This is a genomic window from Pseudooceanicola nitratireducens (genome assembly GCF_900109195.1).
GTDB lineage: Bacteria > Pseudomonadota > Alphaproteobacteria > Rhodobacterales > Rhodobacteraceae > Pseudooceanicola > Pseudooceanicola nitratireducens.
Map to the genome: position 1 here is coordinate 420,042 of NZ_FNZG01000002.1, position 12,497 is coordinate 432,538.

The window sequence follows — 12,497 nt, forward strand, 5'->3', positions numbered from 1 at the left end:
TTCGCACGAAAGGATAGGGGGCGGCGGCAATGGGGCCGCCATGCAAATGGGAGACGCGGCAGGGGCCGCGAGTGCTCCCCTACAGGAAACGATGATGTTCAACGTAACGACGAAAACGATGGAGTGGGGCGGCGAAACCCTCACTCTGGAAACGGGCAAGGTTGCCCGTCAGGCAGATGGTACCGTGATCGCGACCCTGGGTGAAACCAGCGTCATGGCGAACGTGACCTTCGCCAAGGAACCGAAGCCGGGTCAGGATTTCTTCCCGCTGACGGTCCACTACCAGGAAAAATACTATGCCGCCGGTAAAGTGCCGGGCGGCTTCTTCAAGCGCGAAGCCCGTCCGACCGAAAAGGAAACGCTGACGGCCCGCCTGATCGACCGCCCGATCCGCCCGCTGTTCGTCCCCGGCTTCAAGAACGAAGTCCTGGTGATGTGCACCGTGCTGTCGCACGACCTGGTCAACGACCCCGACGTGGTGGCGATGATCGCGGCATCCGCTGCGCTGACCATTTCCGGCGCGCCCTTCATGGGCCCGATCGCCGGTGCGCGCGTTGGTTTCGTTGATGGCGAATACGTGCTGAACCCGTCGGTCGACGACATGGATCAGCTGCGCAACAACCCCGAGCAGCGGCTCGACCTGGTTGTGGCCGGCACCAAAGACGCCGTCATGATGGTGGAATCGGAAGCCTACGAGCTGACCGAAGACGAAATGCTGGGTGCCGTGACCTTTGCGCACGAACAGATCCAGCCGGTCATCGACCTGATCATTTCGCTGGCCGAAGACGCCGCGAAAGAGCCTTTCGATTTCACCCCGCCGGATTACTCGGACCTTTTCGAGGTCGTGAAAGCGGCTGGCGAAGCGAAGATGAAGGCCGCCTATGCCATCACCGACAAACAGCAGCGCGTGGCTGCGGTTTCGGCGGCGAAGGAAGAGATCAAATCCGGTCTTTCCGAAGAGCAGCTGGCTGATGCCAACCTGGGTTCCGCGCTGAAAAAGCTGGAATCCACCGTTCTGCGGTCGACGGTTGTGAAAGAAGGCAAGCGGATCGACGGTCGTGCCCTGGATCAGGTCCGCGCCATCGAGGTCGAAACCGGCCTGCTGCCCCGGACCCACGGTTCGGCGCTGTTCACCCGTGGCGAAACCCAAGGCCTGGTCGTGACCACGCTGGGCACCGGCGACGACGAACAGATCATCGACGCGCTGCACGGCAACTACCGTTCGAACTTCCTGCTGCACTACAACTTCCCGCCGTACTCGGTTGGTGAGGTTGGTCGCGTGGGTTCGCCCGGTCGTCGTGAAATCGGCCACGGCAAACTGGCATGGCGCGCCCTTCAGGCCGTTCTGCCCGCCGCGACCGACTTCCCCTACACGGTCCGTGTTGTCTCTGAGATCACTGAATCCAACGGCTCGTCCTCGATGGCGTCGGTCTGTGGTGGCTCGCTGTCCATGATGGACGCAGGCGTTCCGCTGAAGGCCGCCGTTGCCGGCGTGGCCATGGGTCTGGTCCTGGAAGACGATGGCTCCTACGCGATCCTGACCGACATCCTGGGTGACGAAGATCACCTGGGCGACATGGACTTCAAGGTTGCCGGGACCGAAGCGGGCATCACCTCGCTGCAGATGGACATCAAGGTCGCAGGCATCACGCCCGAGATCATGGCCAAAGCCCTTGCGCAAGCAAAGGAAGGCCGGATGCACATCCTGGGCGAGATGAACAAGACCGTGTCCGGTGTTGGCGAATTCTCGGCCCACGCGCCGCGCATCGAAACCATGCAGATCCCGACCGACAAGATCCGTGAAGTGATCGGCTCGGGCGGTAAGGTCATCCGCGAGATCGTGGAAGTCTCGGGTGCCAAGGTCGACATCAACGACGACGGCATCATCAAGATCGCATCGCCGAACGGCGAGGCCATCCAGAAGGCCTATGACATGATCCATTCGATCGTGGCAGAGCCGGAAGAAGGCCAGGTCTACAAGGGCAAGGTCGTGAAGATCGTCGACTTCGGCGCCTTCGTGAACTTCTTCGGCAAGCGCGACGGCCTGGTGCACGTGTCCCAGATCGAGAACCGCCGCCTGAACCATCCGTCGGACGTCCTGAAAGAAGGTCAGGAAGTCTTCGTCAAGCTGCTGGGCTTCGACGATCGCGGCAAGGTCCGCCTGGCGATGAAGATGGTCGACCAGGAAACCGGCGAAGAAGTGACCAAAGAGGAAGGCGCAGAGTAATCTGCCTTTCCTTGAACGGATCGGAAGGGGCACCCACTTGGGTGCCCCTTTTGCGTTGCGCGCCGTGGTCCCGGCGCGTCTGCGCATTGCCGGGTTGGGCGCGCCGATGTATGCACGACCCATGCGTTTTCTTGATTGGCTGCGTCCCGCAGTGCGCCCCGATTTCCCCCAGCCCGACCAGCAGACCTTTTTGCTGTGGGAACCCTGTTCCGCAAGCCACGGAGAGATCGTGCCGGGCTATGCCAGCTATCTGCGGGCGCTTGGTTACAAGGTCGTGGTGCTGATGACCCCGGACCGCATCGAAGAGGGGCTGTTTTCCCGTTTCGACATGCAGGGCATCACCCTGTCGCGGCTGACCCAGAAACAGATCCGCCGGCTGATGCGGCAGGGCGGCGCGCAGGGGGCGGCGGGCGTTCTGGTGTCCACCGCCGGGAAGCTGCCGGATCGGCCGGACGGCACCGTGGATCTTGACGCTGTCTTTGCCGGCAATGCCCCGGGGCGGGTGCTGCTGGTCGAACATGACGCCAAGGGCCGGATCGACGCCGGGGCCTGGTCGCCCTGCATGATCACCCTGCGAGAGCTGGAGTATCAGGGCCAGCCGTCGATCGTAGTGAACCCGCATGATTTCGGTCAGGTCACGCTGAAGGACAAGGTCGCCGGGCGGGCGGTCTTTGTCATGGTCGGCGCGGCCCGGGCCAAGCGGCGCAATCAGAACATGGTTTTCGACGCGGCCGGGGCGCTGCTGGATCAGGGCGTGACCGATTTCGAAATTCGCATGATCGGCAAGCCGGGTGGCGATCCGCTGCCGGACCGGCTGAAGGACCATGTGATCCAGCTGGGGCGGCTGGATTTCACCCGGATGTATGACGAGGTCGAGCGCGCCGATTTCGTGCTGACCGCTTTTCAGGGTGACAACCCGGACCACGATTTCTACCGTACCACCGGCACCACGGGGGCCTTCCAGCTGTGCTATGGCTTTGCCAAGCCCTGCGTGGTGCAGGAGAGGTTCTGCCATCTCACCGCGCTGAACGCCGACAACAGCCTGACCTATGGCACGGATGCGGAGATGGCCGCCTGCCTGCGCGCGGGCGTCGAGATGGGCACCGAAGATTATGCCGCCAAGCGCGACGCCATGCAGCGGGATGCGGCGGCGCTGCGCGCGGCCTCTCTGACCGCATTGAAAGGGCTGATCGATGGCTGAGATCCCCGTCATCTTCTGTTTCGACGACCGCATCCTGACCGGGGCGGGGGTGTCGATCCTGTCGCTGGTCGAGACGGCGGCGCAGGACTCGACCTATGACATCCGCGTACTGCATCCCGGCCTGGATCCTAAGGCCGAGGCGGCACTGGCATCCCTGGTCGCGGGCACGCGCCACCGGATCACCTTTCAGCATGTTCCGGCCTCGCGCTTTGACGGGGTGCCGCGCAACAAGGGGTCCTGGACGGAAATCGTCTATTACCGGCTGCTGGCCTCGGAATTGCTGCCCGACTGCGACAAGGCGATCTATTCCGACGTGGACGTGCTGTTCCTGAAGGACATGGGCGAGGTCTTCGCGACGGATCTAAGCCAGCATGAACTGGCCGCGGTCGAGGCCGAGGGCAATAGTCCCGACAACATCATGCACCGGCATTTCCCGGAAAACCCCAAGGACCGGATCTGGTTTTCCGGGTTCCTGGTGATGAACCTTGACCTGATGCGCCGCAACAATGCGGTGGCGCGTTATTTCGAGGTGATCGAGACCTGCCGCGACCGGCTGAAGTTCTTCGATCTGGATGTGCTGAACATCGCGACGCCGTCCATCGCCTCGGTGCCGTTCGACTATGTCGTGCTGGAGGACATCTACGAGATGCCCGAGGTGACGGAGTCCAAGGACTACGCCTATCTCCGCTCGGTCTACACGGCAAAGGCGCTGGACGCCGCGCGGCAGGATCCGGCGATCCTGCATTACGCGGGGCGGCGGGGGAAGCCCTGGCACCGGCGGAAGATCCCGGGGTATTATGCGGATGTGATGGCGCGTCTGCCTGCCCGGTTGCGGCGTCCGACCCTGCGGGATCTGCGCAAGCGCTGGCTGTCGCGGAAGGGACGCCGGCAATTTCCGTCACGGTTTGCCGACGTCTGAAGGGCGGCGTTACTTTCCGCGGTAGCGGAAGACGCCGGTCGAGCGCGCGGCGACGTTGCCCAGCTCGTCTCGGATCACCGCCTCGGAGAAGTAGGTCTTGCGACCGCCGCCGGTGCGGCGGCCTTCGGCGATGATCATCTTGCCTTTCAGCGGCCCGACGTAGTTCACGTTCAGGTTCAGCGTCATGGCCAGCTGGCGGTTTTCCGGGTCGCCGGTATAGCAGCCCGCAAAGCCCATTACCGTATCGGCCAGGACCGCATGCACCCCGCCGTGCGGAATGCCGTAGCGGTTCATCAGGAAGTCTTCCAACGGCATCTCGAAACGGGCGTGGCCGTCGCTCCACTGGGTCAGGTAGAAGCCCAGGTGCTTCTGCAGGGCATAGGGTTCTTCCACCAGCAGGGGATCGATCGTCGTCTCGTCTTGCATTTCGTCTTTCATCTTCCTCAGACCGTCTTGGCTGCGTTCAGGCCGGCTTCGGCGAATTTCGGCACCGCCGCGCCCATCTGCTTGGCGCGCTCCGGGTTCGAGGCATTGCCGTCCAGCGCCCGTTTGTAGACGCCCTGGATGATGCCTGCCATGCGGAAGAAGGTGAAGGCCAGGTAGAAGCCAAAGCGGTCGATGCCGGGGATTCCGGCACGGCGGCAGTAGCTTTCGAGGAATTCTTCATCGGTCATCAGCCCTTCGGCCTTTCGGTCGATCCCGGCCAGCCCACGGCTGTTGGCATCGCCCGGCATGGACCACTGCATGATCACGGCGGCCACGTCGGCATAGGGGTGCCCGGTGGTCGACAGTTCCCAGTCCAGCACGGCGGCAACGCGGGGGGCGTCCTTTTCGAACAGCATGTTGTCGATGCGGTAATCGCCGTGGGCCAGGGTGCGCAGCCCGTCGTCTTCGGGGATGCTGTTCGCCAGCCAGTCGATCAGCTCATCCATGGCGGGGATCTTGTCGGTCTCGGACGCGCGGTATTGCTTGGTCCAGCGGCCGATCTGGCGTTCATAGTAATTGCCCGTGGGGCCGTAGTCCGACAGGCCCGTCGCCTCCAGGTCGACGCCGTGGATGGCGGCCAGCACGCGCGACATCTCGTCATGGATGGCGTATCTGTCCTCTTTCGCCAGCTCCGGCAGCGCGGGCAGGTTGAAGTGACGGCCCTGAACCTCGTCCATGATGTAGAACATGGATCCGATGACATCGTCATCTTCGCACAGAAGATGCACCTTGGTCACCGGGACGTCGGTTTCATACAGCGCCTTCTGCACGCGGAATTCCCGGTCGACCGCATGGGCGGACTTCAGAAGCACGCCCGGCGGCTTGCGGCGCAGGACATAGTTCTGGCGCGGCGTGATCAGCCGGAAGGTGGGGTTGGACTGGCCAACATTGAACTTCTCGGCGCGAAGGGGGCCTTCGAAGCCGGGAAGGTTGGCGGCGAGGTATGCCTCGACCGCTTGGGTGTCCAGTTTGGTCGGATCCTGCTTGCTCATCGTTACCCTCCCTCAAGCGTAGGTCAGCAGACGGTCGGCATTGGCCGCCGTGATATGCGGGGTTTCGTTGAACCCGTGGAAATAGGTGGCACGCGGCGTCCAGATGAACCGCGTGACGGCAGTGTTCTTCATCTGAAGCTGCATCTTGGTCTGGTGCACGCCGGGCGTTTCCAGCAGCGCCGAGACGGCCTGCGAAATCGCCCCGCCCGAGGACACGGCAAAGACCGTATCGACCCCGTCGCGCATCAGCGCGCGGCATGCGGTGTCGACGCGGTCTGCGAAGGCCCCCCAGGTTTCGGGCGGGTTCGGGATCTCGTCCCGCTGCCATTCGGCGACCGTGGTGCGCAGCGTGCGAAAGTGGCTTTTGTGATCGGTCATCATGCCTTCGGGTTCACCGCCGGCGGCGTATTTCGCCTGCAGCAGGGCGCCGAAGTCGTATTCGTCCAGGCCGGGATGCTCCTCGGGCTGGCGGTCGATTTTCATACCGTCGAGAATGCCCGCCAGCGTTTCCTTCTGCCGCCGCAGGGTGCCGTGGGCGACAAGATCGGGGGTGATGCCCTCTTGGGCGAACCATGCGCCAAGTGCGCGGGCCTGTTCATGTCCGATCGGAGAGAGAACGTCGTAGTCGTCGGCCCCGAAAGAGGCCTGACCGTGGCGGATAAGATAGAGTGTGGGCATTCTGAACCGTATGGTGGGCCCCCGCGCGGTGGGGTTTGATGCGCGGGGGCCGGGTCGTGGAAGGGTGGGGTGGCTTACAGCACTTCAAAGAGGCCGGCGGCCCCCATGCCACCGCCCACACACATGGTGCAGACGACGTATTTCGCGCCGCGGCGTTTGCCTTCGATCAGGGCGTGGCCGACCATGCGGGCCCCGGACATGCCATAGGGGTGACCGATCGAGATCGCGCCGCCGTTGACGTTCAGGATCTCGTCCGGGATGCCCAGCACGCGCTGCGACTGAAGGACCTGGGAAGCGAAGGCTTCGTTCAGTTCCCACAGGCCGATGTCATCCATCTTCAGTCCATGGGCTTCCAGCAGCTTCGGCACGGCGTAGATCGGGCCGATGCCCATCTCTTCCGGGCCAAGACCTGCGGCCATCACGCCGACGTAGCGGCCAAGCGGCTGCAGGCCGCGCTGTTCGGCAACCTTGGCTTCCATGATGACCGAGGCAGAGGCACCGTCGGACAGCTGGGATGCGTTGCCGGCGGTGATGTACTTGCCTTCCTTGATCTGCTGGCCATCCTTGAAGACCGGGGACAGGCCTTGCAGGTTTTCCAGCGTGGTCGAGGGGCGGTTGCCTTCGTCCTTCTCAAGGGTGACTTCCTTGAAGGAAATTTCCTTGGTCTCCTTGTCCATGACGCCCATGGTCGAGGTCAGCGGCACGATTTCGTCGTCGAACTTGCCGGCCTGCTGGGCGGCGGCGGTGCGCTGTTGCGACCGCAGGGCGTATTCGTCCTGGTCTTCGCGCGACACGTTGTACCGCTCGGCCACGATTTCCGCGGTTTCCAGCATGGACATGTAAAGCTCGGGCTTGTGTTCCTTGATCCAGGGATCGCCCGCGCGGTCGGTGCGCATGTTCTGGTTCTGAACCAGCGAGATGGATTCCACGCCGCCGCCGATGCAGATGTCCATGCCGTCATGGATGACCTGCTTGGCGGCGGTGGCGATGGCCATCATGCCGGACGCACACTGGCGGTCCATCGACATGCCGGCGATGGTCACGGGCAGACCCGCGCGGATCACGGCCTGGCGGCCGATGTTGCCCCCGGTCGAACCCTGCTGAAGCGCGGCACCAACAAGGCAGTCCGAGATCTCGGAGCCGTCGAGGCCGGCGCGATCCACGGCGTGCTTCACGGCGTGGCCGATCAGTTCCTGGGCTTGTGTGTTGTTGAATGCACCGCGAAAGGCCTTGCCGATCGGGGTACGGGCGGTTGAGACGATGACTGCGTCACGCATTGGATTTCCTCCCTAGGGGTCTCAGGTTTTGGGCAGTTCGATGCCGCGCTTCTCGGCGGCCATCGAGGCGTACTTGCGGGTCTGGGCGAAGGCGCCGGGCATGATCTGCTGGTTGTCCTCGGACCGGATGTCGTCCATGCGGGCGGCAATCGTGTCGGGGTCCAGTTCATCATCGCCAAAGGCCACGCCTTCGGTTTCATAGATGCGGCATTCGGCGAAACAGCCGCCGCCTGCGCCCATGATCATCCGGTTCGGCGCATCCTCGGCCACCAGCGTCAGCATGCCGGGGGTGATCGTTTCGGGCTTGAGCAGGTCCAGGACCTGTTCCGGCAGCAGGCCTTCGGTCATCCGGGTGGCCGCCGTGGGGGCCAGGATGTTGGCCTTGATGTTGTACTTCTGCCCTTCCTGGACCAGCACGTTCATCAGGCCGACCATGGCGGCCTTGGCGGCACCATAGTTCGACTGGCCGAAGTTGCCGTAAAGACCCGAGGCCGAAGTCGTATAGACGATGCGGCCATATTCGTTCTCGCGGAAGTGGTCCCACAGCGCCTTGGTCGGCACGACGGACCCCATCAGGTGCACGTCGACGACCTTGGCGAAATCCTCCAGCTCCATCTTGGCGAAGGTCTTGTCGCGCAGGATGCCGGCGTTGCAGACAAGGATGTCGACCTTGCCCCACTTGGCGATGGCCTGGTCGACCATGTCCTTGACCTGGGCCGCATCGGTGACGTTGGCACCATGGGCCATGGCTTCGCCGCCCATGGCCTCGATCTCTTTCACGACGGCCTCGGCCTGTGCGCTGGACGATCCGGTGCCGTCGGTGGCGACGCCCAGGTCGTTGACCACGACCTTCGCGCCCAGTTTCGCCAGGCCCAGGGCGTGGGACCGGCCCAGGCCGACGCCCGCGCCGGTTACGATGGCCACACGGCCGTCAAAACGAATGCTCATTTATTCTCCTCCTCAGAATTCGGGGCAAAATATCTGCGGCCCAGCCACTCGGCCACGAGCGCGGGCTTGTCCTTGCCTTCGATCTCGACCGTGACGGTCGTGGTGGTCTGGATTTCGCCGGGGCGGATTTCGTCGACCGCGTCCAGCACGAAGCGGCCGCGGATCTTCGACCCCACGGGCACCGGCGAGACGAAGCGCATCTTGTTCATGCCGTAGTTGACGCCCATCACGACGCCTTCGACCGAGGGCATCTGGTAGACCATGGCCGACAGCATCGAGAGGGTCAGGAACCCATGCGCGATGGTCGTGCCAAAGGGGGTCTTGGCCGCCGCTTCGGGATCGACGTGGATGAACTGCCAGTCCTCGGTGCAATCGGCGAAGGTGTTGATCCTTTCTTGCGTGATCTCGAACCAGTCCGAGACACCGATTTCGGTGCCCACCATGGCCTCGTATTCTTCGCGGGTGACGGTCTTGGTCATCCTCAATCCTCTTGTGCTGATGCTGATTTTGCGGCGACGGCGGCGTTCAGGCCGCCCGCCACGGGAATGGTGTGCCCCGAGACATAGGCCCCGGCGCGCGAACACAGGTACAGGACCACACCTGCGATATCCTCGGGCGTGCCCACGCGGCCCAGGGGGATGTTCTTGCCCGCCTCGTCGCGCTGTTCCTCGGTTCCGATGGCAAAGGCCATCATCTTGGACAGGAAGGGGCCGGGGGCCATGGCGTTGACGGTGATGTGCTGCGGGGCCAGTTCCGACGACAGAAGCGTCGTCATGTGGTGCACCGCGCCCTTGGACACGCCATAGGAATAGGCGGTGCCGCCGCGCGGCTGGATGCCCACGATCGACCCGGTATTCAGAACCCGTGCCGGATCCTCGGGGGTGGCGGCGCGGCGCAGCAGGGGCAGCAGTTTCTGGGTCAGAAAGAACATGCCCGTGACGTTCACATCCAGAACGCGGGACCAGGCTTCATAGGGGAACTCCTCGATCGAGGGGGCCCCCCAGGTCTTGCCCGCGTTGTTCAGCAGGATGGGCAGGGCGTCGGTGCGTTTTTCCACTCCGGACACCAGGTCCAGCACGCCCTGTTCGCTGCCGACGTCGCCGGCAAAGCCCTCGGCCCGGCCCCGAAGGCCCATGGCGTTCAGCTGATCCGCCGCCGCTTCGCAGGCATGCGCCTTGCGCGAGGCGATCATGACATCGCACCCGGCCCCCATCAGCGCCTCGGCGGCCATCAGGCCGATGCCTGACGCGCCGCCGGTGATCAGCGCCGTCTTGCCCGTCAGGTCAAAGAGTTTCGAGGCCAGGAGATCCGACATCAAAAGCCCCGGGCGGCGGCGACGCGGGCGGCGTGGAAGCCATAGTCGCCCAGCCATTCCGCCCCGACGCGGGCGCGCTTCATGAAGAAGCCCATGTCGAATTCGTCGGTCATGCCGATCCCGCCGTGCATCTGCACGCCTTCGCTGACCGCCAGTTTCGCGGTCTTGGTGGCGCGGGCCTTGGCGATGGACACGGCGATGTCGGCGTTATCGGGGTCTTCGTCCAGCACGCGGCCCGCGTTGGCGATGGCGCTTGCCGTGATCTCGATTTCCGCAAACAGGTGCGCGGCGCGGTGCTGCAGGGCCTGGAAGGACCCGATGGTGCGGCCGAACTGTTTGCGTTCCTTCAGGTAGGCGGTGGTCATGCCGAAGGCCCCCGCCGACACGCCCAGAAGTTCGGCCGAAAGCGCGGCGCGACCGGCGTTCAGCGCGGTGGCGACGGCGGCCAGGCCATTGTCGACCTCGCCCACCACGTCGTCCCCGGTGGCTTCGACGGCGTCAAAGTCCAGCTGCGCGTGGTCACGTTCGTCGACGGTGCGCTTGGCGCTGCGGGTCAGACCGGCGCGGGCGGCGTCGATATCGAACAGGGTCAGGCCCTGGGCCTCACCTTCGGTGCCGGCGGTGCGGGCCAAGACCAGCACGCGGTTGGCGGCAGACCCGTCGGCCACAAAGACCTTGCGGCCCGTCAGGCGGAAGGCATTGCCGGATTTCTCGGCCTGCATGCCGGTGCGGGCGGGGTTGTGTTTCGACCCTTCGTCCAGCGCCAGCGCATAGATCGCGTCGCCGCTGGCGATGCCGGCCAGCCGGTCGTTTGCCGCGCCCTTCAGCGCGGTTGCGGCCATGACGGCGGTCGAGATGAAGGGCGATGCGGCCAGCACCTCGCCCATTTCCTCGGCCAGGATCCCGGCGGCACGGTGGCCCATGTCGGACCCGCCCGCCTCTTCGGGCAGCAGGACACCGGTCCAGCCCATCTGCGCCATTTCCTTCCACAGCGCCGGATCATGGGTCCGGCCTGCGTCGCGGTTGGCCCGGAAGGCGGTGACAGGAGAGGATTCCGACAGGAACCCGCGGGCTGCATCGCGCAGCATGACTTCGTCCTCGGTCGGGACAAGAGAAGCAACCATAGTCTTATTCCTTTACGAGGCTTATGCGGACGGCAGTTCGAGGACGCGCTTGGACAGGATGTCGAGCATCACTTCGCTCGTCCCGCCCTCGATCGAGTTCGCCTTGGTGCGCAGCCATTCGGGCGCAAGCGTCCCGTGTTCGCCGTCCCATTCGACGCCTTCCGACCCGGTGATGGACATCAGGATCTCGTACCGGCGCTTGTTCAGCTCGGTTCCGGAATACTTCAGCATGGCCGAGGCGTGGCCGACGCCACCCTGTTTCGCCATGTCCTTGTAGCGTTCCATCGTCATGCCCATGGCAAGCGTGTCGATTTCAAGCTCCATGGTTTCGGCCCGGATGACCGGATCTTCCATCAGCGTATCGTCCAGCGTGTCGATGAAGGCGCCCAGGCTGCGACCGCCCAGGATGCCGCCTGCGGCACCGGACCCGCCGCCGCCGATCATTTCGCGTTCGTGGGTCAGCAGGTGCTTGGCCACGTCCCAGCCGCGGTTCAGCTCGCCCACGATGCGGGAATTGCCCTCATCGTCGGTCTTGGGAACGGTGACATCGTCAAAGAAGGTTTCGCAGAAGGGCGAAGAGCCCGAGATCAGCTTGATCGGCTTGGTCGATACGCCGTCGGCCTCCATGTCGATGAGCATGAAGGAAATGCCCTTGTGCTTGGGCGCGTCGCGGTCGGTGCGGATCAGGGCAAAGATCCAGTCGGCCTTGTCGGCATAAGAGGTCCAGATCTTCTGGCCGTTGACGATCCAATGATCGCCCTTGTCATCGGCCTTGGTCTGCACGTTCGCCAGATCCGATCCCGCACCGGGTTCGGAATAGCCCTGGCACCAGCGAATCCGTCCGTTGGTGATGTCGGGCAAGTATTTCAGCTTCTGTTCATGGGTGCCAAAGGCCAGCAAAGCGGGCCCGAGCATCCACAATCCGAAACTTTCGAGAGGTGACGGTGCGTCACTTTTTGCCATTTCTTCCCGGAAGACCTTTTCCTGGGCCCGGGAAAGCCCCGCTCCGCCGTATTCGACGGGCCATCTGGGGGCCGTCAGACCGACTTTTGCGGCCTCTTCCATCCAGATTCGCTGCTCGTCGCAAGAAAAGTTGAAACGCTTGCCGCCCCAACATATCGTACGGTCACTGGCCGGCATATCTTTCAGTTTTTGCGGGCATTTTTCGGCGATAAAGCCTGCGACCTCGACCCTGAATTGGTCCAGGTCGTCCGAAAAAAACGACATATCCGCTCCTCCCAAACGCGTCATGTTTTGCAGTGCAGAATAGAATTTCACACTTTGCTTGACAAGCGGGGTCGGAAACCTTTTGATCGTTCTCAGAAACGTA

At 63.7% G+C, this 12,497-nt stretch carries 12 protein-coding genes; 3 read left to right on the plus strand and 9 right to left on the minus strand.

The annotated features are described in order from the left end of the window. Positions 1-94: 94 nt before the first annotated feature. From pnp to BMX99_RS07930, 3 genes are all read left to right on the plus strand, one after another. Positions 95-2,227: a polyribonucleotide nucleotidyltransferase gene (pnp, locus tag BMX99_RS07920; protein ID WP_093449769.1), complete on the plus strand. Its 2,133-nt coding sequence runs from the start codon at positions 95-97 to the stop codon at positions 2,225-2,227. 121 nt (positions 2,228-2,348) lie between these two features. Next, positions 2,349-3,428, plus strand: a complete 1,080-nt coding sequence (locus tag BMX99_RS07925; protein ID WP_139199462.1) for a hypothetical protein — start codon at positions 2,349-2,351, stop codon at positions 3,426-3,428. Further along, entirely contained in the window at positions 3,421-4,347 is a 927-nt protein-coding gene (locus tag BMX99_RS07930) for a glycosyltransferase family 8 protein (RefSeq protein WP_093449774.1), read from the plus strand. Before BMX99_RS07925 ends, BMX99_RS07930 begins: the two co-directional genes overlap by 8 nt. Before the next feature lie 9 nt (positions 4,348-4,356). On the opposite strand, the gene BMX99_RS07935 is transcribed toward BMX99_RS07930, so the two are convergent. From BMX99_RS07935 to BMX99_RS07975, 9 genes are all read right to left on the minus strand, one after another. Beyond that, positions 4,357-4,773 carry a PaaI family thioesterase gene (locus tag BMX99_RS07935; protein WP_093451220.1) on the minus strand — a complete coding sequence of 139 codons (417 nt, stop codon included), beginning with the start codon at positions 4,771-4,773 and terminating at the stop codon, positions 4,357-4,359. A gap of 17 nt (positions 4,774-4,790) precedes the next feature. After that, positions 4,791-5,825: a phosphotransferase gene (locus tag BMX99_RS07940; protein WP_093449777.1), complete on the minus strand. Its 1,035-nt coding sequence runs from the start codon at positions 5,823-5,825 to the stop codon at positions 4,791-4,793. A gap of 12 nt (positions 5,826-5,837) precedes the next feature. After that, the gene (locus tag BMX99_RS07945; RefSeq protein ID WP_093449780.1) at positions 5,838-6,503 is read right to left on the minus strand and encodes a histidine phosphatase family protein; all 666 of its coding nucleotides are present in this window, start codon (positions 6,501-6,503) and stop codon (positions 5,838-5,840) included. 74 nt (positions 6,504-6,577) lie between these two features. Further along, complete coding sequence (locus BMX99_RS07950; RefSeq protein WP_093449783.1) at positions 6,578-7,780, minus strand: acetyl-CoA C-acyltransferase; 1,203 nt, start codon at positions 7,778-7,780, stop codon at positions 6,578-6,580. Positions 7,781-7,801: 21 nt separating this feature from the next. Beyond that, positions 7,802-8,728 (minus strand): SDR family NAD(P)-dependent oxidoreductase, encoded by a 927-nt coding sequence (locus BMX99_RS07955; RefSeq protein ID WP_093449786.1) that lies wholly within the window; start codon positions 8,726-8,728, stop codon positions 7,802-7,804. Next, complete coding sequence (locus BMX99_RS07960) at positions 8,725-9,207, minus strand: MaoC family dehydratase (protein ID WP_093449788.1); 483 nt, start codon at positions 9,205-9,207, stop codon at positions 8,725-8,727. The genes BMX99_RS07955 and BMX99_RS07960 overlap by 4 nt, the downstream gene beginning before the upstream one ends. A gap of 2 nt (positions 9,208-9,209) precedes the next feature. Continuing rightward, a complete protein-coding gene (locus tag BMX99_RS07965) occupies positions 9,210-10,043 on the minus strand; it encodes an SDR family oxidoreductase (protein WP_093449791.1) in 834 nt (277 codons plus the stop codon). Next, positions 10,043-11,167 carry an acyl-CoA dehydrogenase family protein gene (locus BMX99_RS07970; protein ID WP_170848680.1) on the minus strand — a complete coding sequence of 375 codons (1,125 nt, stop codon included), beginning with the start codon at positions 11,165-11,167 and terminating at the stop codon, positions 10,043-10,045. The genes BMX99_RS07965 and BMX99_RS07970 overlap by 1 nt, the downstream gene beginning before the upstream one ends. A gap of 21 nt (positions 11,168-11,188) precedes the next feature. Next, positions 11,189-12,394: an acyl-CoA dehydrogenase family protein gene (locus BMX99_RS07975; protein WP_093449794.1), complete on the minus strand. Its 1,206-nt coding sequence runs from the start codon at positions 12,392-12,394 to the stop codon at positions 11,189-11,191. Between the last annotated feature and the right edge of the window lie 103 nt (positions 12,395-12,497).